The organism is Youngiibacter multivorans (genome assembly GCF_017873395.1).
Classification (GTDB): domain Bacteria; phylum Bacillota; class Clostridia; order Clostridiales; family Clostridiaceae; genus Youngiibacter; species Youngiibacter multivorans.
The window spans coordinates 96,480-123,083 of the sequence record NZ_JAGGKC010000008.1 but is presented as its reverse complement, the minus strand read 5'-3'; the positions used below and the strand labels follow the sequence as shown (position 1 = coordinate 123,083).

At 46.9% G+C, this 26,604-nt stretch carries 28 protein-coding genes and 1 other annotated feature; of the genes, 19 read left to right on the top strand and 9 right to left on the bottom strand.

Annotated features, from left to right (window positions below; all coding sequences use genetic code 11):
* Positions 1-190: 190 nt before the first annotated feature.
* Entirely contained in the window at positions 191-358 is a 168-nt protein-coding gene (locus tag J2Z34_RS06510) for a hypothetical protein (protein WP_209459060.1), read from the top strand.
* Between the two features lie 131 nt (positions 359-489).
* Here the strand turns inward: J2Z34_RS06510 and J2Z34_RS06505 are convergent, their stop codons facing one another.
* The 4 genes from J2Z34_RS06505 to J2Z34_RS06490 all read right to left on the bottom strand — a co-directional run bounded on the left by J2Z34_RS06505 (position 490) and on the right by J2Z34_RS06490 (position 4,703).
* On the bottom strand, positions 490-1,893 hold the full coding sequence (locus tag J2Z34_RS06505) for an IS1182 family transposase (RefSeq protein WP_209459059.1): 1,404 nt from the start codon (positions 1,891-1,893) through the stop codon (positions 490-492).
* A gap of 165 nt (positions 1,894-2,058) precedes the next feature.
* On the bottom strand, positions 2,059-2,805 hold the full coding sequence (dapB, locus tag J2Z34_RS06500; RefSeq protein WP_209459058.1) for a 4-hydroxy-tetrahydrodipicolinate reductase: 747 nt from the start codon (positions 2,803-2,805) through the stop codon (positions 2,059-2,061).
* Positions 2,798-3,691 carry a 4-hydroxy-tetrahydrodipicolinate synthase gene (gene dapA, locus J2Z34_RS06495; RefSeq protein ID WP_209459057.1) on the bottom strand — a complete coding sequence of 298 codons (894 nt, stop codon included), beginning with the start codon at positions 3,689-3,691 and terminating at the stop codon, positions 2,798-2,800. The genes dapB and dapA overlap by 8 nt, the downstream gene beginning before the upstream one ends.
* A 1-nt stretch (position 3,692) precedes the next feature.
* The gene (locus J2Z34_RS06490) at positions 3,693-4,703 is read right to left on the bottom strand and encodes an aspartate-semialdehyde dehydrogenase (RefSeq protein ID WP_209459056.1); all 1,011 of its coding nucleotides are present in this window, start codon (positions 4,701-4,703) and stop codon (positions 3,693-3,695) included.
* Positions 4,704-4,814: 111 nt separating this feature from the next.
* Between J2Z34_RS06490 and J2Z34_RS06485 the strand changes: the two genes are divergently transcribed.
* From J2Z34_RS06485 to J2Z34_RS06475, 3 genes are all read left to right on the top strand, one after another.
* Positions 4,815-5,549 carry a class I SAM-dependent DNA methyltransferase gene (locus J2Z34_RS06485; protein ID WP_209459055.1) on the top strand — a complete coding sequence of 245 codons (735 nt, stop codon included), beginning with the start codon at positions 4,815-4,817 and terminating at the stop codon, positions 5,547-5,549.
* Positions 5,550-5,551: 2 nt separating this feature from the next.
* The gene (gene hslO / locus J2Z34_RS06480) at positions 5,552-6,439 is read left to right on the top strand and encodes an Hsp33 family molecular chaperone HslO (protein WP_209459054.1); all 888 of its coding nucleotides are present in this window, start codon (positions 5,552-5,554) and stop codon (positions 6,437-6,439) included.
* Between the two features lie 95 nt (positions 6,440-6,534).
* On the top strand, positions 6,535-6,810 hold the full coding sequence (locus tag J2Z34_RS06475) for an HU family DNA-binding protein (RefSeq protein ID WP_209459053.1): 276 nt from the start codon (positions 6,535-6,537) through the stop codon (positions 6,808-6,810).
* 181 nt (positions 6,811-6,991) lie between these two features.
* On the opposite strand, the gene J2Z34_RS06470 is transcribed toward J2Z34_RS06475, so the two are convergent.
* The 5 genes from J2Z34_RS06470 to J2Z34_RS06450 all read right to left on the bottom strand — a co-directional run bounded on the left by J2Z34_RS06470 (position 6,992) and on the right by J2Z34_RS06450 (position 12,297).
* On the bottom strand, positions 6,992-8,731 hold the full coding sequence (locus tag J2Z34_RS06470) for an NADH-dependent [FeFe] hydrogenase, group A6 (protein WP_209459052.1): 1,740 nt from the start codon (positions 8,729-8,731) through the stop codon (positions 6,992-6,994).
* Positions 8,732-8,743: 12 nt separating this feature from the next.
* Complete coding sequence (gene nuoF / locus J2Z34_RS06465) at positions 8,744-10,627, bottom strand: NADH-quinone oxidoreductase subunit NuoF (protein ID WP_209459051.1); 1,884 nt, start codon at positions 10,625-10,627, stop codon at positions 8,744-8,746.
* 6 nt (positions 10,628-10,633) lie between these two features.
* Positions 10,634-11,110, bottom strand: coding sequence for an NADH-quinone oxidoreductase subunit NuoE family protein (locus J2Z34_RS06460; protein ID WP_209459050.1), 477 nt, complete (start codon positions 11,108-11,110; stop codon positions 10,634-10,636).
* Between the two features lie 118 nt (positions 11,111-11,228).
* The gene (locus J2Z34_RS06455) at positions 11,229-11,969 is read right to left on the bottom strand and encodes a DUF6873 family GME fold protein (RefSeq protein ID WP_209459049.1); all 741 of its coding nucleotides are present in this window, start codon (positions 11,967-11,969) and stop codon (positions 11,229-11,231) included.
* A complete protein-coding gene (locus J2Z34_RS06450; protein ID WP_209459048.1) occupies positions 11,956-12,297 on the bottom strand; it encodes a hypothetical protein in 342 nt (113 codons plus the stop codon). Before J2Z34_RS06450 ends, J2Z34_RS06455 begins: the two co-directional genes overlap by 14 nt.
* Positions 12,298-12,569: 272 nt before the next feature.
* Positions 12,570-12,782: a binding site (T-box leader), on the top strand.
* 37 nt (positions 12,783-12,819) lie between these two features.
* Between J2Z34_RS06450 and thrS the strand changes: the two genes are divergently transcribed.
* From thrS to rimO, 15 genes are all read left to right on the top strand, one after another.
* On the top strand, positions 12,820-14,790 hold the full coding sequence (gene thrS, locus J2Z34_RS06445) for a threonine--tRNA ligase (RefSeq protein WP_209459047.1): 1,971 nt from the start codon (positions 12,820-12,822) through the stop codon (positions 14,788-14,790).
* Complete coding sequence (locus J2Z34_RS06440) at positions 14,791-15,171, top strand: HNH endonuclease (RefSeq protein WP_209459046.1); 381 nt, start codon at positions 14,791-14,793, stop codon at positions 15,169-15,171.
* 357 nt (positions 15,172-15,528) lie between these two features.
* Entirely contained in the window at positions 15,529-15,678 is a 150-nt protein-coding gene (locus J2Z34_RS06435; protein ID WP_209459045.1) for a lmo0937 family membrane protein, read from the top strand.
* 354 nt (positions 15,679-16,032) lie between these two features.
* Positions 16,033-16,995, top strand: a complete 963-nt coding sequence (locus J2Z34_RS06430; protein WP_209459044.1) for a beta-ketoacyl-ACP synthase III — start codon at positions 16,033-16,035, stop codon at positions 16,993-16,995.
* A gap of 59 nt (positions 16,996-17,054) precedes the next feature.
* Positions 17,055-17,279: an acyl carrier protein gene (gene acpP / locus J2Z34_RS06425; protein ID WP_209459043.1), complete on the top strand. Its 225-nt coding sequence runs from the start codon at positions 17,055-17,057 to the stop codon at positions 17,277-17,279.
* A 7-nt stretch (positions 17,280-17,286) separates the two neighbouring features.
* Positions 17,287-18,210 (top strand): enoyl-[acyl-carrier-protein] reductase FabK, encoded by a 924-nt coding sequence (gene fabK, locus J2Z34_RS06420; protein WP_209459042.1) that lies wholly within the window; start codon positions 17,287-17,289, stop codon positions 18,208-18,210.
* A gap of 16 nt (positions 18,211-18,226) precedes the next feature.
* On the top strand, positions 18,227-19,165 hold the full coding sequence (locus J2Z34_RS06415; RefSeq protein WP_209459041.1) for an ACP S-malonyltransferase: 939 nt from the start codon (positions 18,227-18,229) through the stop codon (positions 19,163-19,165).
* A complete protein-coding gene (gene fabG / locus J2Z34_RS06410) occupies positions 19,158-19,889 on the top strand; it encodes a 3-oxoacyl-[acyl-carrier-protein] reductase (RefSeq protein ID WP_209459040.1) in 732 nt (243 codons plus the stop codon). Before J2Z34_RS06415 ends, fabG begins: the two co-directional genes overlap by 8 nt.
* Positions 19,890-19,898: 9 nt before the next feature.
* Positions 19,899-21,128, top strand: coding sequence for a beta-ketoacyl-ACP synthase II (gene fabF / locus J2Z34_RS06405; RefSeq protein WP_209459039.1), 1,230 nt, complete (start codon positions 19,899-19,901; stop codon positions 21,126-21,128).
* A complete protein-coding gene (gene accB / locus J2Z34_RS06400; protein ID WP_209459038.1) occupies positions 21,128-21,619 on the top strand; it encodes an acetyl-CoA carboxylase biotin carboxyl carrier protein in 492 nt (163 codons plus the stop codon). The genes fabF and accB overlap by 1 nt, the downstream gene beginning before the upstream one ends.
* A gap of 3 nt (positions 21,620-21,622) precedes the next feature.
* On the top strand, positions 21,623-22,045 hold the full coding sequence (fabZ, locus tag J2Z34_RS06395; protein WP_023388256.1) for a 3-hydroxyacyl-ACP dehydratase FabZ: 423 nt from the start codon (positions 21,623-21,625) through the stop codon (positions 22,043-22,045).
* Between the two features lie 12 nt (positions 22,046-22,057).
* Complete coding sequence (accC, locus tag J2Z34_RS06390) at positions 22,058-23,401, top strand: acetyl-CoA carboxylase biotin carboxylase subunit (protein WP_209459037.1); 1,344 nt, start codon at positions 22,058-22,060, stop codon at positions 23,399-23,401.
* Complete coding sequence (accD, locus tag J2Z34_RS06385; RefSeq protein ID WP_209459036.1) at positions 23,401-24,273, top strand: acetyl-CoA carboxylase, carboxyltransferase subunit beta; 873 nt, start codon at positions 23,401-23,403, stop codon at positions 24,271-24,273. The genes accC and accD overlap by 1 nt, the downstream gene beginning before the upstream one ends.
* Entirely contained in the window at positions 24,274-25,071 is a 798-nt protein-coding gene (gene accA / locus J2Z34_RS06380) for a carboxyltransferase subunit alpha (RefSeq protein ID WP_209459035.1), read from the top strand.
* A 192-nt stretch (positions 25,072-25,263) separates the two neighbouring features.
* Positions 25,264-26,595: a 30S ribosomal protein S12 methylthiotransferase RimO gene (rimO, locus tag J2Z34_RS06375; protein WP_209459034.1), complete on the top strand. Its 1,332-nt coding sequence runs from the start codon at positions 25,264-25,266 to the stop codon at positions 26,593-26,595.
* Positions 26,596-26,604 lie beyond the last annotated feature (9 nt).

Genomic DNA, 26,604 nt, shown 5'->3' with positions numbered 1-26,604 from the left:
CCCTTCTGTCAGATTAACTTCCACTTCCCACTTTGCCAGGGTAACTTCTACTGATATCTCTTTTAAATCATGGAATTTAATTTATCAAATTAGCAAAAGTATTTATTTTTTAACATAGCCCCAGGATAGTTGATAATCACCGTAAAAGTGCTATATTTAGTAATAAGATATTCCAAAGAGGTGGGCACAAATGAAAAAGAACCTTCTCATATCCTACCAGGCACTTATAATAATCGCCATGCTTGCGCTCGCAGTTATGTTCACCATGAAGGGCAGCTTCGCTGCAGTGGTATACATCGCTATGGCTCTTTTTGGGGCATTGGCGATAAAAAATGAGGTCTCAGGCAAATCAGTCTAATGATAAGCAAGAAAACAGCAGTTCTGTGAACTGCTCAGACTGTAGACAAATCGACGAATCTTAACTTAAGGTTCGTCGATTTTGCTATTGTTATACCTGTTTTGAGCAAAAGTTGAGATATGGGACTCCTATTAGCCATAAATTGGCTCCAGTAGTCCCATTCTTCTTTTCATTTTTGTGAGTTTCAACAGATTCATGCATGCGAAAGTTAGGCCAACCTTCATCTCCATCTTGGCCTTGCCCATCATTCTTGTATACCTGAGATTATGGTTCTCCTTGGCTGTTCCAAAGAGCCTTTCTATGGTCTGCTTCCTCAGGTTATAGATATCCTTGATACCAGGAGTCAGTCTGATTTTCTCACTCCACTCCAGATACGCTTCCCATATATGCCTCAAGATAACCTTGACGTGGGATTTGCTTTCAGTACATCGAGATAGGTGCGGGCACTCAGCGCATACCTTTCCATCGCTCTTATACTCCCTGTATCCTTCTCTGTTTGTGGTTGAGAGCAGCAAAAACTTACTATTCGGGCATATATAGCAATCATTGAATTGGTCATATTTGTATTCGTGTTTTCTGAAGAAACCTTCCTTAGTCATAGGTCTCTTGTATGGAAGCACTGGAATAATGTGGTCTTGGTTAAGTAACCTTGCAATCGCTGGGGTCTTGTAACCTGCATCGCCTACAAGCATTTCAATTTCATCCTTTGGCAGCTTGTTGTACAAATCTACGAATGTCCTTGAATCATGGTCGTTTCCTGGATGTACGGAGTATTCAAGTATCCATCCATTCGCATCGCAAGCTGTCTGAGACATATATGCGAAGACCTCCTTGTGAGGCCCCTTATGGAACAATCCACTTTCCGGATCGGATTTGCTTTTTGTAACTTCTAGTTCCTTCTTAGCATTTCCGGACCCTCCTGGATTGTCATCATCCGACTCGAAGGGCTTCTTGCCCTGGCTAACCCTATCTTCCTGAATTTCTTTCCATAGCTCTTCTTCATAGAACAGAGCAGCCTTTCTGGCAGCTTCTTTATGAATTTTGTTTCTATTGGCATTGGCTTTGATATGTGTTGAATCGACAAATACTATTTCCTTGCTTATCAAGCCGAGGTTCAGGCTTTCCTCAAGAATTTTGGAGAATATTTCATGGAACAGGTCAGAGTATCCGTTCTCTTCAGTTGGCTTAAATCGTCTTGTGTAGTTCTTTCCAAAAGTACTGAAATGAGGAACAGCATCAGTTATGGAGAGCCCGAGGAACCATCTGTAGGCAAGATTAACCTCGATATCTTTGATGGTCTGGCGCATGCTCTTGATTCCAAAAATAGTCTGAATCATAGGAATCTTGATGAGCATGACAGGATCAAGGCTTGGTCGGCCTTTTTCCTCTGAATACAAATCCTCAACCAGTTCATAGATGAAGCTGAAATCCATTGAACGGTCGACCTCTCTAAGTATGTGGTCTTTTGGTACAAGATCATCCAGGCAAAGGAACTGAATTTGCTCTCTGTTTTCAGTGGACTTTTTAGACAACATAAAAATCACCACACTTACTTTGATATTTTAATTATATCAAAGTAATATGTCAATGTCAATAATTCATTGAGTCCCAACGAAAAAAAGAAAAGTACCCGATCCGTTGGTACGAATCTGATACTTTGTCTACAGTCTGAGCAGTTCTGTGAACTGCTGTTTTCTTTCCTATCCGAATAGCATCGAATCCATATTATAGAGTCCGGGTCCTTTTCCTGTCATGTACTTTGTCGCTTCAAGAGCTCCTGCTGCGAATACATCCCTTGATATTGCCTTGTGGGTCAGCTCAATTACTTCACCGGTACCCGCGAATATGACTTCGTGGTCTCCGACTATAGAGCCTCCGCGTATCGAATGCATCCCGATGTCAGTCTTTTCTCTTTTCTTCATGCCTTCCCGGCCGAATACAAGGTTCGTCTCTGCATCCAGTGTCTGCTGGATCGCATCAGACAGCATAAGGGCAGTCCCGCTGGGGGCATCTATTTTTTCATTGTGGTGTTTTTCAACTATCTCAATATCGTAGTTCTCGTAAAGTATCTTTGTGTAATCCTTGAGGATCCTCGTGAGTATGTTGATTCCAAGGCTCATGTTGCCTGACCTGAAGATCGGAGTTACCTTTGATGCCTCGTTTATCCTCTCAACCTGCTCCTTTGTATATCCCGTAGTGCAAAGTACTGCACCTTTGTCCTTTGCCTTAATGAAGTCAAGTATGGGATACAGCGAGTCAGCCCTGGAAAAATCCAGAAGGACATCAAAGTCTTCTTTCACATCCCACAAGGAAGGGTATACAGGATACTCTCTTGTTGATTTCTTTGCATCCACACCTGCAACTATCTGGACTCCCTTGGCTGCTGCAAGGCCCGAAAGGACTCCGCCCATCTTTCCTGAAGCTCCGTTTAAAAGCACCTTAACCATTCTGACCTCCAAGCAGGCCAAAGGCCTTCATGGCAGCCTCTACCTTTACCATATTATGCTCCGTGATCTCCCAGAGCGGAAGCCTCAGTATTCCTGAGTCAAGCCCTGCGAGCTTCATTGCAGCCTTTAGAGGTATCGGGTTGGTTTCAATGAACATGGCGCTTGTTATATCGAAGGTAGCCATCTGAAGCCTCAGGGCTTCCTTCACATCTCCCGCGAGAAAAGCCTTTGTCATGTCGCTGATTGCCTTCGGGATAAGGTTTCCTGTAACTGAGATCACGCCATCTCCGCCAAGTGCCATTATCGGAACCACTTGGTCGTCGTTGCCTGAGAATATCTGGAAGTCTTCAGGAAGAAGCCTTCTGATTTTAGCGATCTGAGCTATGTCGCCTGAAGCTTCCTTAACTGCCTTCACATTGCTTAATGTGGCAAGCCTGTTCAGGTTTTCAGCTGAAATGTTCATCCCGGTTCTTGAAGGAACGTTGTACACAACGATTGGAATGTTCACTTCATCGTTTATGGCCTTGAAATGCCTGTAAAGTCCTTCCGAACTGGTCTTGTTGTAATAGGGGTTGATCACAAGCAATGCATCGGCTCCGACGCTCTCAGCGTATTTGCTCATTGCAATGCTTGCACTTGTATTGTTAGTTCCCGTGCCAGCTATGACAGGTATCCTGCCTGCTATGACCTCGACAGTGAACTTGATTGCTTCCTTCTTTTCGGTCTCTGACATTGTCGATGCTTCTCCGGTGGTACCGCAGACGACTATCGCGTTGGTACCCTGCTCCACATGCCAGTTGAGAAGAGTCCTGAACCTGTCCCAGTCGATTCCCGTTTCCGTAAAGGGAGTTATTATGGCTACTCCCGCACCTCTGAAAATTGCCATATTACTCTGCTCCTTCCAATAAACCCATTTCTGCAAGCTTCTCAGCTATCTGGACAGCGTTGAGGGCAGCACCCTTTCTGATGTTGTCTGATACTATCCACAGGTTGAGAGTATTTTTGTTGGAATAATCTCTCCTGATCCTACCGACATATACCGGATCCTTCCCAGCGACGTAGAGAGGCATCGGATACTTGAGATTGGCTGTATCATCTTCCACAACCACACCTTCGGTATTCGAAAGCAGCTCGAACACTTCCTTGAGGTCGAAATCGCTCTTAAGCTCCACGTTTACGCTTTCGCTGTGGCTTGTCTCTACAGGAACCCTCACGCATGTTGCAGTTACCCTAAGGTCGGGGAGGGAGAGGATCTTTCTGGTCTCGTTGACCATCTTCATCTCTTCCTTCGTATATCCGTTATCAAGGAACGTATCTATCTGAGGAATGAGGTTTCCTGCAATGTCATACTGGAACTTCTTGGGCTTCTCTCCCTTGAGTCCGTTCTGAAGGTCCTCAATGCCCTGTATACCTGCTCCGGCTACTGCCTGATATGTTGAGTACACTACTCGTTCGAGGCCGTATCTGTCAGACAGGGCCTTGAGAACGGGCATAGCCTGAATTGTTGAGCAGTTGGGGTTTGCTATTATTCCCTTATGGTCCTTCAGAGCATCGGGATTTACCTCAGGAACTACCAGCGGCACTTCCTTGTCCATCCTCCATGCGCTGGAATTGTCTATGACAACTGCGCCTATCTCGACAAAGTACTTTGCAAATTCAAGGCTGGTGTCGCCACCTGCAGAAAAAAGCGCAATATCAATATCCTTGTCCAGGATGTTCTCTTTTTTAAGCTCTATGACCTTATAGCTCTTGCCCTTATATTCAACTTCCTTGCCTGCAGATTTTTTGGATGCGTACATGCACAGGTTCCTTACCGGAAAGTTCTTTTCGGAAAGGATCTCCAGCATCTTTGTTCCAACAAGGCCGGTCGCGCCTACTACCGCTACATCAAATTGCATAATTAGTTACCTCCGCTTCAATAATTATTTCTATTATAGTATCATATTGATTAAAAATACAGCAAATGGTTCAATTATTTAAGATGATGAATACATTTTTTGGGAGGACCTATGGAAAGCTACACTGGATTATCAAAAGTTTACGACAAACTCATAATGGAGGATGTGGATTATGACGCTTTCGCAAGCTTCATATTATCTATGAAGGAAAAGGGAGGAAACTACCTTGACGCTGCCTGCGGTACCGGGAACATTTCCTTGCGCATAGCACCGTACTTCAGAGAAACTACCCTTATTGACCTGTCTGAAGAAATGCTGACTCTGGCAGTTCAAAAGCTGGATTCACTTGGAATAAGGACCAGGGCATATAACATCCCGATGGAGGATATGCAGTTTGAAGAGTCCTTCTCCCTGATAACATCTGTACTTGACTCCGTAAATTACCTGACTGAGCATGGCCAGGCAGAGAAGTTCTTCAAAGCATCCTACGACCATCTCGAGGAAGGGGGGCTATTCGTCTTTGACATCAACTCGAGCTACAAGCTGACAGAGATACTTGGTGACAACGATTATGTCTATACCTCTGATGATATTGTGTATACCTGGGAAAACTCGATTGAGGACGGTATTGTGGAAATGTACCTGAATTTCTTCGTCAGGGAGGGGAGACTCTATGAGAGGGTAGAGGAGCTCCATCATGAAAAAGTCTTTTCAGAGCTGGAACTTATTGATATACTTCATAGGATAGGCTTCGAAGATATCGAAACATGGGATTCCTATTCAGAGAAACATCCAGACGAGGAAACTGAAAGGATCACCTTCACGGCCTGGAAACGGAGGAAATAACAATGGATATACTGATCAAGGCGATGGCCCAGAACGGGGACGTCAGGATTATAGCAGCAGAGACCACAGATTTGGTCAGCGAGGCTGCAAGGGTACACGGAACAAGCCCTACTGCTACCGCTGCATTCGGAAGGATGCTTACTGCAGGATCAATAATGGGCTCAATGCTTAAGAACAGGGAGGATTCAATAACCTTACAGATAGACGGCGGAGGTCCTGCAAAGGGCATTCTTGTCACAGGGAGGACCAATGGATTCGTTAAAGGATACATTGTAGATCCTGAAGCTGACCTTCCTCTTAACGCAAAGGGCAAGCTTGATGTAGGCGGGCTTATCGGAAAGGAAGGAAACCTTACGGTTATAATGGACCAGGGACTCAAAGAGCCGTATGTCAGTTCGGTCCCCATCTATACCGGAGAAGTCGCAGAGGACCTGGCGTACTACTACACAACATCAGAGCAGCTTCCATCAGCAGTAGCCCTCGGAGTCCTTGTTGACACCGACGGATCGGTCAAGAAGGCAGGCGGCTTCATGATACAGATGATGCCTGGCGCTAACGAGCATATAGCTGACATAATAATGTACAGGCTGGAAGAGATACCAAGCCTGACTACAATGCTTTCAGACGGCAAATCAATAAAGGACATCATCCTTTACATCTTCGAGGACATGGGCCTCGAGGTCCATGAGGAGAAGGTGCCTGCCCTGTACTGCGACTGTTCCAGGGCATCAGTTGAGAAGGCACTCATATCAATCGGATTGGAAGAGCTCAGGAAGATATGTGATGATGGCAAAGATGAAGAACTTGTCTGCCACTTCTGCAACACAACGTATTCCTTCACAAACAGCGACCTGAAGACGCTGATTTCGGAGCTTGAATCGGGAAAATAGCCTGAATATTAAGCAGAAACAGCCTTGGTACTTGATTTTCCAGCTGATTTGAAGCATAATAGTATTTGCGTTTTATATTTTAAGGAGGACTGAAAATGAACAAAGCAGACCTGGTAGCTAAAATAGCGGAGAAAACCGCTTTCACAAAGAAGGATTCAGAGCTTGCCCTCAAGGCAGCCATTGAGACCATAGTCGAGGCACTCTCATCAGGAGAGAAGGTACAGCTTTCAGGCTTCGGAACTTTCGAAGTCAAGGAGAGAAAAGCAAGGGTAGGAAGAAATCCAAAGACAAACGAGGAGATTCAGATACCTGCATTCAAGCAGCCTGCATTCAAGGCAGGCAAGGACCTCAAGGAAATAGTGAACGAGTAGTTCATTTCCCCAATACTCCCGCCATCATAATACTTAGCATATTAAAGGAAAAGGCATGCCGCGCGGCATGCCTTTTTGATACATAAAATTTGAAATACTTTATTATGAAACGTCATTGTTTCCAGGATAGGGAAGTGGGAGACATCTCATTATTGCAGAGATATCTCCCAATCTTGATATGCTATTTGCTTCTTTCGAAGTATGTCGTATGAAGGAGCTCGTGTGCAAGATGGCTTCCTGGCTCTCCGAGGAAATTCTCGTAGATTTCCTTGATGGCAGGATTCTCATGGGACTTCCTTATCTCCATGCTCCTGTCTATCTCATATATTCCTCTGGTCCTCTTCTTTATTATCTCAAGGTCTCCGTGATGGTAAGGCTGTCCGCCTCCGCCTACGCAGCCTCCAGGACATGCCATGATCTCTATCGCATGGTACTTGCTTTCGCCTTTCCTGATGCTTTCAAGGAGCTTCCTCGCGTTACCCAGGCCATGTGCAACAGCGATGTTAAGGCCAAGGTCTCCGATTTCAACCTTTGCTTCCCTAAGTCCCTGCATACCCCTGACTTCAATGAACTCCACGTTTTCCAGAGGCTTCCCGGTTATGACCTCGGCAGCGGTTCTAAGAGCTGCTTCGATAACTCCACCCGTAGCTCCGAATATGACTGCCGCTCCGGTTGATCTTCCAAGCGGATCATCATAGTCTTCATCATGCAGCGACAGGAAGTCTATCCCGGCTTCCTTGATCATTCTCCCAAGCTCTCTGGTAGTTATTACAACGTCGACATCCTGCAGTCCCTTGGACTCCAGCTCCGGTCTTGCCGCTTCGTACTTCTTGGCAACGCATGGCATCACTGATACGACTACCATGTCTTCTCTCTTTAATCCAAGCTTATTTGCAAGGTATGTCTTCGTTATTGCTCCGAACATCTCATGCGGCGATTTGCATGTCGAAGGTATGTTCAGAAGGTCCGGGAACTGATGCTCGAAGAACTTTACCCATGCCGGACAGCAGGAGGTAAGTATCGGCAGGTTCGTTCCTTCTGTGACTCTTTCAATCAGCTCATGAGCTTCTTCCATTATAGTAAGGTCTGCGGCGAAGTCGGTATCGAATACGAAGTCGAATCCGAGAGTCCTAAGTGCTGAAACCATCTTTCCTGTCACAATTGTTCCTGGTGCCAATCCGAAGAGTTCGCCAAGGGCAACTCTCACGGCAGGAGCTACCTGGACTACTACTGTCTTCTTCTTGTTTTCAAGAAGGTCCCATACCTTAGGCACATTGTCGACTTCGACAAGGGCTCCTGTAGGGCAGACTGCGACGCACTGTCCGCAGAATGTGCATACGGTCTTGTGCATAGGTGCGTTGAACGCAGGTCCTACCACAGTATCAAATCCTCTGCCTACTCCTGAAAGGGCATAGACAGTCTGGACATCATTGCACATGGTTTCGCATCTTCTGCAAAGAACGCATTTCGACAGGTCCCTGTATATAGCCTTTGAAGCTGCGTCTACAGGATATGTAGACATCTCTCCGCTGTACCTGATGTTCCTTACGCCGAGGTCTGCTGCCAACTTCTGAAGCTCGCAATCCTGGTTCTTGAGGCAGACGAGACAATCCTTCGGATGGTCAGATATGAGGAGCTCGACCATTGTCCTTCTGGACTTTATTGCTCTCATGCTGTCCGTCTTGATCACCATACCCTCGAATACAGGGGTTGAGCAGGCGGGTGCAAGGTTTCTTCTTCCTTCCACCTCGACTACGCAGACTCTGCAGGATGCACCCTTGTTTACCATCTTAATGTTGTGAAGGTCAAGGTGGCAGAGGGTCGGTATGTTGATATTCAGTTCCTTTGCGGCCTGGAGTATCGTTGCACCCTTGGGTACCATGACCTCCTTGTTATTGATTTTTACATGAACCATATCCATCTCATTACCCTCCTATACCTTCATAACGGCTTTGACAGGTTTGACCGGGCACGCTGTGTAGCAGGATCCGCACTTGATGCACTTCTCCTGATCTATTACATGCTTTTCCCTGACCTTGCCGGAGATGCAGCTAACCGGACAAGCCCTTGCGCACTTTGTGCAGCCTATGCATAGCTCTGAAATCTCGTATCTTACGAGATCCTTGCATACGCCTGCCGGACATCTCTTGTCGTAGACATGAGCATTGTACTCAGCCTCGAAATACTTGAGAGTGGAAAGTATGGGGTTAGGGGCAGTCTGGCCCAATGCGCAGAGCGATGTGTCCTTTATTGTCTCGGACAGCTCCCTCAGCTTAACCAGGTCGCTTGGCTCACCCTTACCCTGGGTTATCTTCTCAAGGATCTCTAGAAGTCTCTTGTTTCCTATTCTGCATGCCGTGCATTTTCCGCAGGATTCGTCGACTGTGAAATCAAGGTAGAACTTGGCAATGTCTACCATGCAGTTGTGCTCATCCATGACTATCATTCCGCCGGATCCCATCATGGACCCTATTGCGCTGAGTGACTCGTAGTCGATAGGTGTGTCAAGGTCATGTTCGGTGATGCAGCCTCCGGATGGTCCGCCAGTCTGCACAGCCTTGAACTTATAGCCTCCCTTGATGCCTCCGCCTATCTCGTAGATTATCTCCCTCAGGGTTGTTCCCATCGGAACCTCGACGAGACCGACATTGTTGACCTTTCCTGCGAGTGCGAAAACCTTGGTTCCCTTGCTCAGCTTGGTTCCAAAGTCAGCAAACCACTTCGCTCCATTGTTCATGATAGCAGGGACATTCGCCAGGGTTTCAACGTTGTTCACGCAAGTAGGCTTGCCCCAAAGTCCTGATTCAGCAGGGAAGGGGGGTTTAGTAGTAGGTTCGCCACGCTTGCCCTCTATGCTGTGTATGAGCGCAGTTTCCTCGCCGCATACGAATGCTCCGGCTCCCAGCTTGATTTCGATGTCGAAATTGAAGCCTGTCCCGAATATGTCCTTTCCGAGAAGTCCATAGTCTTCAGCCTGCTTAATGGCGATCCTGAGTCTTGAAATCGCAAGGGGATACTCAGCCCTGATATATATATATCCTTTGTTGGCACCAATTGCATATCCGCCGATCATAAGGGCTTCAAGCACACTGTGCGGGTCTCCTTCGAGTATCGACCTGTCCATGAATGCTCCCGGGTCTCCCTCGTCGGCATTGCAGACCATATATTTTTCAGCGCCTGGGCTTCTTAGGGTTATTCCCCATTTCGAGCCTGTCGGGAATCCTGCACCGCCTCTTCCACGAAGTCCTGAATCCTTGATTACATCGACTACCTGCTGAGGTGTCATCTCTGTCAGAGCCTTCCCGAGTGCCACATATCCGTCATATGCTATATATTCATCTATCTTTTCAGGATTGATAAGTCCGCAGTTCCTTAGTGCAACTCTTTCCTGCTTCTTATAGAAGTTCATTCCATGCTGTGTCCTGATGATTTCCTTTGTGTCAGGGTCCTTGTAAAGGAGTCTTTCGACTACTTTTCCGCCTAAGATGTGTTCCTTGATGATTTCTTCAACATCAGATGGCTTAACCTCTACATAGAATACGTCATCAGGGAAAACCTTGACTATAGGTCCCTTTTCGCAGAATCCAAAGCATCCTGTAATGTGTGCGCTTACCTTGTCGCTTATCTTCTGCTTGTTGAATTCAGAATTGAACAGGCTTACTATTTCCTTGGATTTGGCTGACTGGCATCCGGTTCCTCCGCATACCAGGATCTCTTTCTTCGTATAATCCTGGCCTGTCATGTTCCGTAGAGTCACGAGTTCCAGGGAAGCATCCTTTATGGCTTTAAGGTCGTTTAATGTCCTAAGCATTTCCATACCCTCCTATACCTCGCACTCGCTGATGATCCTTGCGACATCTTCGGTGGTCACTCTTCCATACACCTTGTCATTGACCATGACAACAGGTGCAAGTCCGCAAGCACCTACACACCTTAGCGAATCCAGAGTGAAGAGTCCATCTATCGATGTCTCACCGTTCTTGATCCTAAGCTGTGACTCGAGTTCCCTGAGAATGGCTTCAGACCCTCTGACGAAGCACGCTGTGCCCATACAGACATTGACTACATTCTTTCCTCTCGGTGTAGTCGTGAAATAGGAATAGAAGCTGAGAACTCCGAATATCTTTGCTTTCGGAACATTGATCTTTTCACTGATGTGGCTGATGACTTCTTCAGGCAGGTAACCGAAGAGATTCTGTGCTCTGTGAAGAACCAGTATCAGGTCGCTTTCCTTGGCGTCGATTTCTTCTATGAAATCATCCAGCTCTCTGGTCTTAGGATTGTCCTTTAAACTACACATATTCCACCTCATTGTTAAATTTTGGACAAATACACCATAAGTATACACTGCACTGCATATGTTTACAATCTTTTGCGTTAAATTTTTAACTTTTTCTTGAAATATTGTCGTATTCTTATCAATTCCGTTTCTTAAAGACCTGCAGTACAGAACCTCTGTCCTTAAGTCTTCCTTTTCCCACCTCTATCGGGATGGCACCCGAGCTTATTATGAATTCCCTCAGCTCCCTGCCCATGACATATTCATTCAAATTCCCGCTGACAAGAACCAACCTGTCTGAACCTGTCACTACCAATGACAGGCAACCTCCTAAAAATCCGTAATCGAATCCCTCAAGTTCAACATCGCCATAGGGGGAGATGAATACCCTGAATCCATTCTCAGATAATGCAGCTGCCACGCCTGAATCATTCGTTGCAAAACATCCATTGCCAATAAAAGAGGTAGAGCACCGACCGTATCCCTGTCTTACGTCTATTAGTCTAAGGCCTTGTCTTATCGCCTCCTCAAGCAGAGCTCCATCGGTTATGTCAGTCCGGTGTATTAGTGCACCGCCTCCGATGGAAGCATTCAAAATAACGTGTCCGGGGTAGGGGAGTGCGAGTGCTGCAAAAGAAGTAATGCACTCTATTCCATGCCCCTGAAGTTCCTTAAGTTTCTCTAATGATATGCCTCTATGGCAAATCAGAGTTTCTCCAACAGGCGCGAACTGAAGATCCGGATGACCCTTGACTCCCTCATAGAGAAAGTCGAGGCATTCTGCTGCCACGACCTTGAATCCCAGGGCTTCAATCTCGCTGACCTCGTTATCAGGCGTCCTTGGATCAACAATCAGTAAACTGTCATTATTTCCTGCCATACCAGAACTCACCCGGAACCTGCCTGACAACAAATGTGAGCTTGTCACCCTCGATGCCGGAGAACTTGACCGCCTCGTCCCTGAAGATTGAGGCCATCTCGTCCCTTACTTCCTTCGGCATTTCAATCCTAGTCATTGCCTCTCCAAGAATGAAGTCGCAGCTTTCCGATGCTGTGTCGGTCCTGAACTCAGATTCGTATATTATCACATGCAAAGCATTGTCAGGCACCTTCAGAAGCGATGACAGCCTGTATGTTAGTGAACTGATGAGCTGATTCTTTCTTGCGTGTCCCGAACACCTCGGGATATGGATTATGATGTGTACCATACCTAACCTCCTAGATTCTATGGGTACATTATACAATAATCGAACACTATATTTAAGAAACAATAATTGAATTTTCTAAACCTTTACTAATTATGCTGGAATGTGTCTGAATTATGACAAATGACTCAATATATGAAGAATTATTCACCATATTAATGTGAACAATCGATAGCAATTGTAAATATCAGGCCATTTGAAACTATTCGAACTATACCAATACTATAATGGTCGAATCTTGACTACAGGACGTTTATTAACTATAATATTTGTAATGAAAGACCTTGAACAGGAAAATAGTGGATGGCAGTACAAAGAGAGCGGGTCCTTAGGCTGAAAGACCTGAAGCGTAAATCCATGAAAAACCACCTGGGAGTCTCCTGCGAAGACTTAATGTATAAGCATGGACGTTTGCCGCGTTAAGGCGTTTTGAGTGGAAGGCAGAGATGCCTTCAATCAGGGTGGAACCGCGACGACTCGTCCCTTTTACAGGGACGGGTCTTCTTTATTTTAAGGAGGGTTATGATGTTGAAACTTGAACTCTATGACGGAAAGATACTTGAAGTCGAAAAGGGTACTACTGTAATCGAGGCTGCTGCAAAGATATCTGAGGGGCTTGCAAGAAATGCGATGGCTGGTAAGCTGAATGGAAAGGTAGCTGACCTGAGGGATGAAATCACTGAGGATTCAAAGTTCGAGGTGAAGACCTTTGAAAGCGAGGAAGGCAGGCACGCCTTCAGGCATACTGCATCACATGTCATGGCACTGGCAGTCAAAAGGCTTTTTCCTGGCATAAAGCTTGCAATTGGGCCTGCAATCGAGGACGGCTTCTACTATGACTTCGATAAGGATGGCAGCTTCACCTATGAGGACCTTGCGAAAATCGAGGAAGAGATTAAGAGCATTGTCAAGGAGGACCTGAAGCTCGAGAGGTTTACGCTTCCGAGGTTTGAGGCCCTAAAGCTCATGGAGGAGCTTGATGAGCCTTACAAGGTCGAGCTCATCAATGACCTGCCTGAGGACGCAGTAATCTCATTTTACAGGATGGGAGAATTCACTGACCTCTGCGCAGGACCACATCTCATGTCAACCAGGAACATAAAGGCTGTGAAGCTTACTCAGATTGCAGGTGCATACTGGAGAGGTTCAGAAAAGAACAAGATGCTTTCCAGGATCTACGGAACTGCATTCCCTAAGAAATCGGAGCTAGATGCACACCTCACAATGCTTGAAGAGGCAAAGAAAAGAGACCACAACAAGCTTGGAAGGGAGCTTAACCTGTTCACGACCGCTGAAGAGGTTGGCCAGGGCCTTCCGCTGATCAAGCCTAAGGGAGCCAAGATACTTCAGATACTCAAGAGATGGATAGAGGACCTTGAGGAATCCAGAGGATATGTATACACACAGACTCCGTATCTGGCTAAATCAGACCTGTACAAGATATCCGGACACTGGGACCACTACAAGGACGGAATGTTCCTTATGGGCGACGAGGAGAAGGATGATGAGATCCTGTCACTGAGGCCTATGACATGTCCGTTCCAGTTCACCATCTACAACAGCGAGCAGCACAGCTACAGAGAGCTTCCTATAAGGTATGCTGAGACATCGACACTGTTCAGGAACGAGTCGTCAGGTGAAATGCACGGACTCATAAGAGTGAGGCAGTTCACCATATCGGAAGGCCACCTTGTGGTAAGGCCTGACCAGATAGAGGATGAATTCAAGGGCGTGCTCCATCTCATCGACCATGTCATGGAAATACTTGGTATGAAGGATGGCATTTCCTACAGGTTCTCGAAGTGGGATCCGAACAACAGGGCAAAGTACATAGACAACCCGGTGGCTTGGGAGGATACCCAGAACAAGATGAGGACCATCCTGGACCATGTCGGACTCGACTACGAGGAGGCTGAAGGAGAAGCTGCGTTCTACGGACCGAAGCTTGACCTGCAGTACAAGAACGTACATGGAAAAGAGGACACAATAATAACAATTCAGATCGACTTCGCACTTCCGGAAAGATTCCAGATGTACTATGTCGACTCAGACGGATCCAAGAAGAGGCCTTATGTCATACACAGGACATCCATCGGATGCTATGAGAGAACACTGGCAATGCTCATCGAGAAGTACGCTGGTGCATTCCCGCTTTGGCTTTCACCAGTACAGGTAAAGCTTCTTCCGATATCAGAAAGGTTCCATGACTATGTGGACAAGGTTGCAGCTGAAATGAAGGCTGCTGGCATAAGGGTCGAGGCTGACTACAGGTCTGAAAAGATCGGCTACAAGATAAGGGAAGCAAGGCTTGAAAGGGATCCGTACATTGTAATCATCGGAGAGCAGGAAGAGGCAAACGGCACACTTTCAGTCAGGTCCAGGGAAAAGGGCGACGAAGGAGCACAGGACAAGGCAGCCTTCATAGAAAGAGTGGTAAGTGAGAACAGGGAAAAGTACAACTACCACAAGAACATAAAAGCCGAACAGGAGGCTTAGATGGCAGAAAACGCCTGCAGGGTCTGTGGAAGACCAGGCGACAAGCACCATATAGTCCACCGGGAGGAGGGAGGCATCGACTTCCCTCTGAATGTCATATATCTTTGCAGGGAGCATCACAGCGGAAGACACGGTCCCCATAGGGACCCTGAAACTGACCTCCTATACAAGAAGGAGATGCATGACAGCCTGGTAAGAATGTTCGACCGGAATTACTACACCAAACAGGAGATACAGGAACTGACCAAGGTTACCAACTCCACACTTCTCAGCCTGTCAAAGGCACTCAGAAAGCATAAGGAGGGTTACCTTAACATCGACATAATCTTCTACCTGATGAGCGGATTCGTGATCAAGGATGAGGAATATACCGATATTTGAGCCAGGCTGGCATATGCACTTAAAGTAATTCAAACAAGGTAAACCGCAAAATAGCAGAAGAGGAGAGGTACATAAAGTGCCTTCCTCTTCTCTTTTTTCGTCAAATATTAATCCAATTATTAATATCTTCTTGGCTTCAATTCATAAACCAGGAGAGTCATTTCTTTCAGGATATGAGGCTCCAGCACCTTTGCAGTCCTTGTTCAAAAGGCACACTGAAAAAACAAGCATTGAAAAAACCGGCAAAGAGTGCTATAATGTAAATATAATAATTAGAAAATTTCGAATATTTATTCGGAGTTCTTGATAGTTAGCAGCGCATACGTGTAACCTAATAATAAAGGAAAGGTGATTATCATGCTATGGACGATTGCGATCATACTCGTAGTATTATGGGCACTGGGTCTTGTCACATCTACAACGATGGGCGGCTTCATACATGTTCTGCTTGTAATTGCAGTAATTGTAGTTTTGCTCAATGTGATCCAAGGCAGAAAGAGGCTGTAAATTCACGGTGAAGTCCGGATAAATGATAAGTATCCATTATATGATAATTTATATATATCAGCGTATCAGTCAGGTTTGGATATCATGAGAATGAATTAGGTCGGGTTATTAATATGAAAAAGCGGCAGATAATGCCGCTTTTTCATATTTGCTTTATCTTTATGGTTTGTGTTAATTTCTTAATTAATCTTTAATATTTCTGCAAACGTGCCGTAGAGATAATCCGAGTAATTTGGAGCAAATCGGAGCTTCAGGCATCTAAATTGTCAAATTCACGAAATTGTAAGTTCTTGGTGCAGAATATATATTTTGATAGTCAAATATTTTAAGAATCAAACATATGTGAGGTGCGTTGTGTCCAAGATAATAGGAACAGGAAGCTATCTTCCTAAAAATATAGTGACCAACAAGGATCTGGAAAAGGTCGTTGATACAACCGATGAGTGGATATTGTCCAGAACCGGAATAAGGGAGAGGGCTTTCGCTACTGATGAGAATACGGGAGACCTTGCCTATATGGCTTCTCTGAAGGCCATTGAGGATGCCGGCATAGCTCCGGAGGACATTGGGTATATAATCCTTGGAACGATAACCCCTCAGTCACTCCTAGGATCAACGGCATGCTATGTGCAGGCGAAGCTTGGTGCTGTAAATGCCACATGCTTCGACATCAACGCAGCCTGTACAGGATTCGTTTACGGACTCGAAATAGCTGAAGGGCTTCTTACCATATCGGACAGGAAGTATGCACTCGTAATAGGAGCTGAGGTACTGTCCAAGATAGTTGACTTTACCGACAGAACTACCTGCGTGCTCTTCGGAGACGGCGCAGGCGCCGCTATCCTTGAAAAGGGTGACGGAATCAGGTCTGTAGTCACAGGAGCTGATGGAACCAAAATTACCGCTCTGCATTCAGGGGAGTTCAAGGTCAGGAATTTCCTGACCGGAAACCAGGTTTCCGACCACTACATTATCATGGAGGGCAGGGAAGTCTTCAAGTTCGCAGTCAGGGTCCTGCCAAAAGCACTGTCTGAGGCAGTTCAGAAGGCTGGCATGAAGATGACTGACCTTGACCATGTGATTCCGCATCAGGCAAACCTTAGGATCATAGATGCAGCTGCAGCAAAGATGGAGCTGCCAAGGGAAAAATTCTACGTTAACCTGGACAGAGTCGGGAACACTTCAGCCGCCAGCATTCCTATAGCGCTGGATGAGATGAACAGGAAAGGCCTCCTGAAAAAGGGAGACAAGATTGGACTTGTAGGATTCGGTGGCGGACTTACATATGGAGCCGCTGTAATCGAGTGGAGCAAATAAGCTGTATGATGGCTAAAGCCATATTACATAAATAATTAATTAAAACGGAGGAATCATAAATGATTTTTGAAAAAGTAAGGGAAATACTGGCTAAGGAACTGAACATACCTGCAGATGAGATAACAATGGAGTCCAACTTCTCAGACGACCTGGGAATAGATTCACTTGATCTTGTTCAGCTTGTAATGGAGCTTGAGGAAGCGTTCGACATAACCATAGATGACGCTGAAGCAATCAAGACAGTCAAGGATGCAGTAAACTACGTGGAAGCAAAAACTGCTTAAGGAGCAAATGATGGGCAACAGAGTATGCGACTTATTGGGTATCAGATATCCCGTGTTCCAGGGAGCCATGGCATGGCTTGCTGACGGGAAGCTTGCAGCAGCGGTTTCCAACGCTGGAGGCTTTGGCATAATAGCAGGCGGCAACGCACCCGGCGAGATAGTCAGGCAGGAGATAAGGGTTGCAAAGAACCTTACCGACAAGCCTTTCGGAGTAAACATAATGCTGCTGTCTCCATTTAGGGATGAGGTAATAAACGTTGTCCTTGAGGAGAAGGTGGCTGCGGTTACAACCGGTGCAGGCAATCCTGCAAAGTTTGTTCCTGCATTCAAGGCAGCAGGGATAAAGGTCATTCCTGTTGTCCCATCCATTGCTCTCGCAAAGAGAATGGAGAAGATAGGAGCCGATGCCGTAATAGCTGAAGGCAACGAGGCAGGAGGACATATCGGTAAACTGACGACCATGGTCCTGGTACCTCAGATTGTGGATTCAGTCTCCATTCCTGTTATCGCAGCAGGCGGAGTCGCTGACCACAGGGGAGTGGACGCATGCTTCACCCTTGGTGCCGAAGGCATACAGGTTGGAACAGTGTTCATTGTGGCTGATGAGTGCAAGGCTCATGAGAACTACAAGAAGATGGTCCTTGAGGCAAGCGACATTGACACTACAGTTACCGGAAGGTCAACAGGACATCCTGTTCAGGTACTTAGGAACAAGCTGTCAAAGAGGTTCGACGACCTCGAGAAGCACGGCGGTACACCTGAAGAGCTTGAAGCATTGGGAACCGGTGCGCTCAAGGCGGCGGTAATAGACGGAGACATAGAAAAAGGCTCCTTCATGTCAGGTCAGATTGCCGGCATGGTAAAGGACAGGGGAACTGCGAAGGTAATCCTTGAAAGGCTGATCACAGGCTCCAGATTCATAACTCTATAAGAAGGATTGGTATCATATGAGTATTTATGTTCTTTTCCCCGGCCAGGGTGCACAGGTACCCGGCATGGGTCTTGATTTCCTTGAAAACTACGGTGCATACAGGGAGGCAGTTGAGACTGCCTCGAGAATATCCGGGAAGGATCTTTCCTCTGTGTTCAGAGACAAGGAGCTTCTCGACAAGACCGAGAACTCCCAGATAGCGATATTCACCATGGGCTTCGGAATAATGTCCGTGCTCAGGGAAAAGGGCATTGTACCTGATGCCTTCATGGGTCTCTCACTTGGAGAATACGGCGCTCTTGCATCAGCCGGTGCATTTACCTTCGAGGATGGCGTAAGACTCCTTGTTAAAAGGTCTGAAGCCATGCAGAAGGCATGCGACAATACAGAAGGCTTCCTCGCAGCAGTTTCCTTCTTCCAGAGCGACCTCATTGAGAAGGCTCTTGAAGGAAGAGATGGACTGTGGGTCTCGAACTACAACGCTCCAAGCCAGACAGTATGCGGAGGACTAGCTTCAAAGAAGGAAGAGTTCGAGGCAGCGCTGAAGGAAGCAGGAGCGAAGAAGATAACCTTCCTCAATGTTTCAGGGGCGTTCCATACGAAGCTTATGGCTGATGCCGGAAAAGAGTTCAGAGGCTTCCTAGACGGAATAGAGTTTAAGACCCCTGCAGCAAAGGTCCTTTCAAACTACAAGGGAACCTTCTACGAGGATGGCGACGACTACAGGGATATACTTGAAAAGCACATCTATTGTCCTGTAAGGCTTGTACAATCATTCGAGGCACTTGCTGCAGATGATGGGGACATATTCATACAGGTAGGACCTGGAAAGGCTCTCGCATCACTTGCGAAGCAGAACAAGGTAAAGGGAAGCATTTATTCAGTTGACAGCATTTCAGACATGGAAGCTCTTCTAAAGGAGCTTGATAAGGCAGGAGGATCCCAGAATGGATAAGATGACAGCAATAATCACCGGAAGCGGAAGAGGTATTGGCGCAGAATGCGCAATCGCTTTTGCAAAGGAAGGCTACAACGTGGTGGTCAACTATACAAGCCGCGAACCGCTAGAGCTTATTGAAAAGCTTGATTCCATGGGTGCATCCTTCGTAGCAGTCAAGGGTGATGTGTCAGTTGAAGAGGATGCGAAGGCGATTGTGAAGAAGGCCATTGAGGCATTCGGCACTGTAAGCGTCCTTGTAAATAACGCAGGCATCGCAAAGGACGGACTTCTTCTGAGGATGAAGACCGAGGACTTCAGGAAGGTGCTTGATGTCAACCTGACAGGTACGTTCAACATGATCAGGGAAGTAAGCGGAACCATGGTCAAGAAGAGATATGGCAGGATAATCAACATATCCTCTGTAGTAGGTATCATGGGAAATGCAGGCCAGGCTAATTATGCATCTTCAAAGGCCGGCGTAATAGGACTTACAAAGTCCGTGGCCAGGGAGCTTGCAAGAAGGGGTATCACCTGCAATGCAGTAGCTCCAGGATATGTGTCGACAGACATGACCGGAGTGCTTACTGATGACCAGAAGGCAGCCATAAGCGAATCAATTCCACTGAAGGAGCTTGGAAAGACTGAGGACATTGCCAATGCGGTTCTGTTCCTGGCCAAGCCGGAGAGTTCATACATAACAGGACAGGTGCTTGCCGTAGACGGCGGCATGAGCATGTAGGAGGAAAACATGTACAGAGTAGTCGTAACGGGAATGGGCGCCGTAACACCCATAGGAAACAATGTAGAAGAATTCAATGCCGGACTCAAGGAAGGCAAAAACGGAATAGACAAGATCTCCACGTTTGATACATCAGACTTCAAGGCAGTTCTCGCCGGGGAGATAAAGGGACTTGATGTTCCTGAGGCAGTAGGAAAGAAGGAAGCAAGAAGAATGGACAGGTTCACTCAGCTTGCGATCCTTGCTTCAGAAGAGGCCTGGAAGGATTCAGGTATAGTTGACGGACAGTATGATCCTTTCGACGTTTCAGTATACGTGTCTTCAGGAATCGGCGGTCTTTCAACCATGGAGGAAAATGTCAAAAAGTTCATTGAGAAGGGACCTGGCAGAGTATCTCCGTTCTTCATTCCTATGAACATAATCAACATGGCTGCAGGAGAAGTCTCCATAAGGCTGAAAGCCATGGGATCATCCTTTTCTACGGTTTCGGCATGTGCGTCTGGTACGCATGCCATAGGAGAAGCCTTCAGGAGCATCAAGCATGGCTACTCCAAGGTTGCAGTAACCGGAGGTACCGAAGCTTCGATAACCCCGATGGCAATAGCCGGATTCGCAAACATGAAGGCATTGAACGAGACCGATGACAGGACAAAGGGATCGATACCCTTTGACAAGGACAGAAAGGGCTTCGTCATGGGCGAAGGCGCAGGAGTAATAGTTCTTGAGGAGCTTGAGAGCGCAGTAAAAAGAGGAGCAAGGATATATGCTGAGATCGTAGGCTACGGCTCAACATCAGATGCATACCACATAACCGCACCTCACCCTGAGGGACTCGGCGGGTACATGGCGATGAGGAAGGCTGTGGAGGAAGCAGGAATTACTCCGGACAAGGTCGACTACATCAACGCGCATGGAACAAGCACTCCGATGAACGACCAGCTTGAGTCGAAGGCGATCACAAGGCTGTTCGGAAACGAAGTCAAGGTCAGCTCGACAAAGTCCATGACAGGACACCTTCTTGGTGCCGCAGGTGGAGTTGAGGCAATTGCTTCGGTTCTATCGATAAGGGATTCCTTCATACCTCCGACAATCAACACTGAGAACATTGATGAGGTAATCTCTGTAAATGTGGTATACGGCAAGATGCAGGAAGCCAAGGTTTCCTACGCCCTTTCCAATTCTCTGGGCTTTGGCGGGCACAACGCTTCCATACTGTTCAAAGAATGGGAGGGGAAATAATGGAACTCGGAGATCTTCTTAAGCTCCTTGAAACCTTCGAAAAATCAGATTTCACAGAGCTTAAGGTAAAGCTTAAGGGTGACTCCCTCTCAGTGTCGAGACTTAAGGAAAAGCCTGAGAGAAAGCATAAGTCTGACAAGAAGGCTTCAGCAAGTGAGGATGGATCATCAGAGGCTGACGTGACGGTGCCAGCACTTTCAAGCGGTCCTGTATCCTATGCACCTGCAGACAAGGGTTCTGACGATGCTGTATATACAGAAGTCACAAGCCCGATAGTCGGCAGCTTCTATTCCAGGCCTGCAGAAGGCGAAAAGTCTTTTGTCAGCGTCGGAGACATGGTGAAAAAGGGTGACACCCTTTGCATAATTGAAGCGATGAAGATAATGAATGAGATAAAATCGCCATATTCCGGGATGATTATGGCGGTACTCCCTAAAGACGGAGAGATGGTTGATTTCGGAAAAGCCCTCTTTCAGATAAAGGAGGACTAGAAAATGATGGATATCAATGAAATCATGAAGACAATCCCCCACAGGCAGCCTTTCCTGCTGATTGACAGGGTAGATGAGGTCAGACCTGGTGAATACTGCAGGGCCATAAAGAACGTAACCATGAACGAGGACTTCTTCAGGGGACACTATCCGGAGCATCCGGTAATGCCCGGAGTCCTGATAGTTGAAGCCATGGCGCAGACCGGTGCTGTGGGAATACTCTCAATGGAATCGATGAAGGGTAAAATGCCGTTCTTTGCCGGACTTGACAAGGTCAAGTTCAGAAAGCAGGTAAGGCCTGGAGACACCCTGACCCTCGAGGTAAACATCACAAAGCTGAAAAGCACATTCGGAAAAGGTACAGGCAAGGCCTTCGTCAATGGCGAGGTTGTCTGTGAAGGAGAACTGCTTTTCGTACTAGGATAGGTGAGAAATACTATGAACAAACTACTTATCGCCAACAGGGGCGAAATAGCTCTCAGGATACTGAGGGCAGCCAGAGAAATGGGAATAGCCACGGTAGCCGTCCATTCGGAGGCTGACAGGGAGTCGCTCCATGTCAAGCTTGCTGATGAATCGTACTGTATTGGCAAAAACTACTCGAAGGACAGCTACCTCAATATGGAGAACATCCTTTCCGTTGCGGTATTGACCGGAGCGAACCTCATACATCCAGGATACGGGTTCCTCTCGGAGAATCCCCTGTTTGCAAGGCTCTGCAACGAATGCGGCATCACTTTCGTCGGACCGTCCGAAAGGACTATATCCCTTATGGGTGACAAGTCCATGGCGAAGGCAACAGCCAAAAATGCCGGAGTTCCGGTAGTACCGGGATCGGACGGAGATGTTGCAACCTATGAGGAGGCTGAAGCCATCGTTGAGGTTATGGGATATCCAGTTCTCGTCAAGGCATCCTCGGGCGGCGGCGGCAAGGGTATAAGGATAGTCACCAGACGTGAAGAGCTGAAGGATGCCATGATGTCCGCCAAGAAGGAAGCCATGGTCAATTTCGGTGAAGACGGTGTATACATAGAGAAGTTCATAAAAAGCCCGAGACATATCGAATTCCAGATACTCCGGGACAGCTTCGGGAATACAGTTCATCTCGGCGAGAGGGATTGCTCCCTTCAGAGAAGGAAACAGAAAGTGCTTGAGGAGACTCCATCGCCAGCTCTGACATCAGAGCTCAGGGACAGGATGGGGGCTGCCGCCATAGCATGCGCTGTTGCGTCTGACTATCTTGGAGCTGGAACAGTAGAGTTCCTTTTAGGTTCAGACGACGAGTTCTACTTCATGGAGATGAATACCAGGATCCAGGTCGAGCATCCGGTGACTGAAATGGTGACAGGAGTAGACCTGATCAAGGAGCAGATAAGGATAGCCCTTGGCGAAGCCCTTTCTGTTACAAAGGAATCAATCGAATTCAAGGGTCATTCCATAGAATGCAGGATCAATGCCGAAGACCCATGGAACAACTTTGCTCCATGTCCAGGCAAGCTTACATTCGTTCACTTTCCGTCAGGAAACGGAGTGCGGGTAGACAGTGGAGTCTATAGCGGCTTTACCATACCTCCATTCTATGACTCAATGGTAGCCAAGCTCATAGTCCACGGCAAGGACAGGGATGACGCTATCAGCAAGATGAAGAGCGCACTTGACGAGCTTACAATTGAAGGCATCAAGACCAATGTGGAATACCAGGAGAGGATACTGAGAAGCGACTTCTTCCTAACAGGTGAATACCACACTGCGACGCTTGACGAAATTAGGTGGGATGACTAATGGGAATCTTTAAGAAAAACAAGCAGTACTTCACGCTTCCTCCTCAGGAGGATATTGATAGAGGTGCCGAAGCAGCCGCTTCAGCACCTTCGATTCCTGAAGGTCTATGGACCAAATGCGTGAAGTGCGACAAATTCATAATAACGGATGACCTCGAGAAAAATCACGGAGTCTGTCCGAAGTGCGGAGCATACCACAGGCTTGGAGCTCATGCAAGGATCAACCTCGTAGTAGATAATGATACCTTCAGGGAAATCAATGAGAACATAGTCGGCAACGATCCACTCGGATTTCCGGGTTATGAAAACAAGCTGGAAAGCTCCAGGAAAAACTCAGGCCTCAAGGAAGCTGTCATAACAGGATATGGAAACATAGAAGGCATCAGGACTGCCATAGGAGTAATGGAGCCAGGCTTCATGATGGGCTCAATGGGAACAGCCGTAGGTGAGAAGCTGGCTTCTCTCATAGAGTTTGCGATATTCTACAAGCTTCCGCTAGTCATATTTTCCGCTTCCGGTGGAGCAAGGATGCAGGAGGGGATAATGTCCCTGATGCAGATGGCCAAGGTATCCGCAGTGCTCAAGAGGCATTCGGATGAAGGTCTTCTGTACGTATCAGTTCCGACAGACCCGACTACAGGTGGAGTCACCGCGTCATTCGCGATGCTCGGAGACATCATAATTGCGGAACCCGGAACGCTCATAGGCTTCGCAGGCAGGCGAGTAATTGAAGGAACCATAAGGCAGAAGCTGCCTGAGGATTTCCAAAGCGCAGAGTTTCTGCTGGAGCACGGCTTCCTTGATGCGATAGTAAAGCGTGAGGACCTGAAGGATTACCTTCACAGACTCCTCATGATACACAGGAGAAATTAGATGGGTGCATGGGAAAAGGTACAAAAGGCAAGAGACAAGCACAGGCCGCTTCCCCTTGACTTCATAAACGCCATGATAGATGGCTTCATGGAGTTCAAGGGAGACAGGCTGTTCAAGGAAGACGGTGCAGTAATAGGCGGCGTAGGCTTCTTCATGGGAACTCCTGTGACTGTGGTCGCAATCCAGAGAGGAAAGACACTTGAAGAGAATATAATCAGGAACTTCGGCAATCCTAATCCGGAAGGCTACAGAAAGGCTCTCAGGCTCATCAGGCAGGCTGAGAAGTTCAAAAGGCCTGTCATAATCCTCATAGACACCAAGGGTGCAGGCTGCGCTGTGGAGGCTGAGGAAAGGGGACAGGGAGAGGCAATCGCAAGGTGCCTTTTTGAAACGGCAACAGTGAAGACCCCTATCATAAGCTTCATCACCGGTGAGGGTGGAAGCGGTGGAGCTTTGGCTCTAGCAGTCGGAGACCAGGTATACATGCTTGAGAATTCGATATACTCCATACTGTCACCAGAAGGCTTCTCATCGATACTTTACAAGGATGCCTCAAAGGCGAAGGAAGCCAGTGAGATCATGAAGATAACCTCCGATGAGCTTCTGAAGCTGAGAGTGATCGAAGGTATAGTCCCGGAGTACGGCGGAATAGACAAGGACTTCAATCTGGTAGTCAGGGACATGTCCGGAATAATAAGAACCTTCATCGACAAGGCAAAGTCAGAAACAGACGATGCACTTGTGGAAGCAAGATACAACAGGTTCAGATCCTTCGGAATCGGAAAATGGGATGCCTAGGGCTCCAATGGGATGCACTGGCATCCCTTTTCCATTTTTGCATTTGTGCGGATATGTTCCGGTTGTATTGCCTGCCTAAAAGTAAAATAATATAAAACGTGCCTAGACCAAAATAATGTTGGAAATATGAAGGGTTTGGGATATAATATTTTGGTTGAATACAATCTGGTTTACCCTTTGGAGGAATGATTTTTGGAAAAATACAAGATAGGTCTCGTGAGCCTCGGCTGCGACAAGAACAGGATAGACTCTGAAATTATGCTGGGAATGCTTAGAGACAAGTATATCCTCACCGAGGATCCGTCTGAGGCTGAGATTATAATAGTCAACACATGCGGGTTCATCGAAAGCTCGAAGCAGGAATCGATAGATACCATCCTTGAGATGGCTGAATACAAGAAGTCCCATAGCTGCAAGCTGCTTATGGCGACAGGCTGCCTGACCCAGAGATATGGAGAGGAGCTCCTTACACTTATGCCTGAGCTTGACGTCATCCTTGGAGTCAACAACTACGGTTTTCTCGACACCTATGTTGAGAAGTTCATAAACACCAGGGAGAAGATCATGATGCTCGACTATTCGGATGCAGGCATCAACGAAGGTGAAAGGGTGATTACCACAGGCTTCGGCCAGACCGCTTATCTCAGGATCTCCGAAGGCTGCAGCAACTTCTGCACATACTGTATAATCCCAAAGATCAGGGGAAAGTACAGGAGCAGGGAAATGGACCATATCCTGAAGGAAGCTGCACTTCTCGCAGAAAGCGGCACCACTGAGCTTATACTTGTGGCTCAGGATACGACCAGATACGGCACCGACATATATGGAAAGAAAACCCTGCCTGAACTCCTTGGAAGGCTCAAGGAGATAGAAGGCATAAAGTGGATCCGGGTCCTTTACCTTTATCCCGAAGAGTTCGATGACGAGCTGATATATGAGCTTAGGGACAATGAAAAGGTAGTTAAGTACCTTGACCTTCCAATACAGCACATATCTGATTCAGTGCTCAAAAGGATGGCCAGAATGACAACCAGGAAGACTATCACTGATCTGATCACTAAGCTCAGGAAAGAAATCCCAGAAATTGTCCTGAGGACATCTCTCATCGTCGGATTCCCTCAGGAAACCGATGAGGAATTCCAGGAGCTTGTAGATTTCGTGGAGGATGTCAAATTCGACAAACTCGGAGTATTCACCTACTCCAAGGAGGAAGGAACTCCGGCTGCCCTTATGAAAGGTCAGGTAAAGAAGGCTGTCAAGGATCAGAGGAGGGACGTCATAATGTCTCTTCAACAGGGAATATCTAAAGCAGTCAACACCTTGAAGGTCGGCAGGGTGTATGATGTTCTTATAGAAGGTCTGGATGAAAACGGATGGTATGGAAGGACAGCTGAAATGGCTCCTGAAATCGACGGACTTGTCTATATCGAAACAGATGAAGAGCTGATCGCCGGCTCTTATGTCAGGACCAAGATTACTGATGCAACAGAATATGACCTTTATGGAGAGATTGAAGTCCAATAATATAATATG

Coding starts and splice junctions, on each gene's coding strand:
- J2Z34_RS06510 (WP_209459060.1), top strand. CDS start 191: ATGAAAAAGAACCTTCTCATATCCTACCAGGCACTTATAATAATCGCC.
- J2Z34_RS06505 (WP_209459059.1), bottom strand. CDS start 1,893: ATGTTGTCTAAAAAGTCCACTGAAAACAGAGAGCAAATTCAGTTCCTT.
- dapB (WP_209459058.1), bottom strand. CDS start 2,805: ATGGTTAAGGTGCTTTTAAACGGAGCTTCAGGAAAGATGGGCGGAGTC.
- dapA (WP_209459057.1), bottom strand. CDS start 3,691: ATGGCAATTTTCAGAGGTGCGGGAGTAGCCATAATAACTCCCTTTACG.
- J2Z34_RS06490 (WP_209459056.1), bottom strand. CDS start 4,703: ATGCAATTTGATGTAGCGGTAGTAGGCGCGACCGGCCTTGTTGGAACA.
- J2Z34_RS06485 (WP_209459055.1), top strand. CDS start 4,815: ATGGAAAGCTACACTGGATTATCAAAAGTTTACGACAAACTCATAATG.
- hslO (WP_209459054.1), top strand. CDS start 5,552: ATGGATATACTGATCAAGGCGATGGCCCAGAACGGGGACGTCAGGATT.
- J2Z34_RS06475 (WP_209459053.1), top strand. CDS start 6,535: ATGAACAAAGCAGACCTGGTAGCTAAAATAGCGGAGAAAACCGCTTTC.
- J2Z34_RS06470 (WP_209459052.1), bottom strand. CDS start 8,731: ATGGATATGGTTCATGTAAAAATCAATAACAAGGAGGTCATGGTACCC.
- nuoF (WP_209459051.1), bottom strand. CDS start 10,627: ATGGAAATGCTTAGGACATTAAACGACCTTAAAGCCATAAAGGATGCT.
- J2Z34_RS06460 (WP_209459050.1), bottom strand. CDS start 11,110: ATGTGTAGTTTAAAGGACAATCCTAAGACCAGAGAGCTGGATGATTTC.
- J2Z34_RS06455 (WP_209459049.1), bottom strand. CDS start 11,969: ATGGCAGGAAATAATGACAGTTTACTGATTGTTGATCCAAGGACGCCT.
- J2Z34_RS06450 (WP_209459048.1), bottom strand. CDS start 12,297: ATGGTACACATCATAATCCATATCCCGAGGTGTTCGGGACACGCAAGA.
- thrS (WP_209459047.1), top strand. CDS start 12,820: ATGTTGAAACTTGAACTCTATGACGGAAAGATACTTGAAGTCGAAAAG.
- J2Z34_RS06440 (WP_209459046.1), top strand. CDS start 14,791: ATGGCAGAAAACGCCTGCAGGGTCTGTGGAAGACCAGGCGACAAGCAC.
- J2Z34_RS06435 (WP_209459045.1), top strand. CDS start 15,529: ATGCTATGGACGATTGCGATCATACTCGTAGTATTATGGGCACTGGGT.
- acpP (WP_209459043.1), top strand. CDS start 17,055: ATGATTTTTGAAAAAGTAAGGGAAATACTGGCTAAGGAACTGAACATA.
- fabK (WP_209459042.1), top strand. CDS start 17,287: ATGATGGGCAACAGAGTATGCGACTTATTGGGTATCAGATATCCCGTG.
- J2Z34_RS06415 (WP_209459041.1), top strand. CDS start 18,227: ATGAGTATTTATGTTCTTTTCCCCGGCCAGGGTGCACAGGTACCCGGC.
- fabG (WP_209459040.1), top strand. CDS start 19,158: ATGGATAAGATGACAGCAATAATCACCGGAAGCGGAAGAGGTATTGGC.
- fabF (WP_209459039.1), top strand. CDS start 19,899: ATGTACAGAGTAGTCGTAACGGGAATGGGCGCCGTAACACCCATAGGA.
- accB (WP_209459038.1), top strand. CDS start 21,128: ATGGAACTCGGAGATCTTCTTAAGCTCCTTGAAACCTTCGAAAAATCA.
- fabZ (WP_023388256.1), top strand. CDS start 21,623: ATGATGGATATCAATGAAATCATGAAGACAATCCCCCACAGGCAGCCT.
- accC (WP_209459037.1), top strand. CDS start 22,058: ATGAACAAACTACTTATCGCCAACAGGGGCGAAATAGCTCTCAGGATA.
- accD (WP_209459036.1), top strand. CDS start 23,401: ATGGGAATCTTTAAGAAAAACAAGCAGTACTTCACGCTTCCTCCTCAG.
- accA (WP_209459035.1), top strand. CDS start 24,274: ATGGGTGCATGGGAAAAGGTACAAAAGGCAAGAGACAAGCACAGGCCG.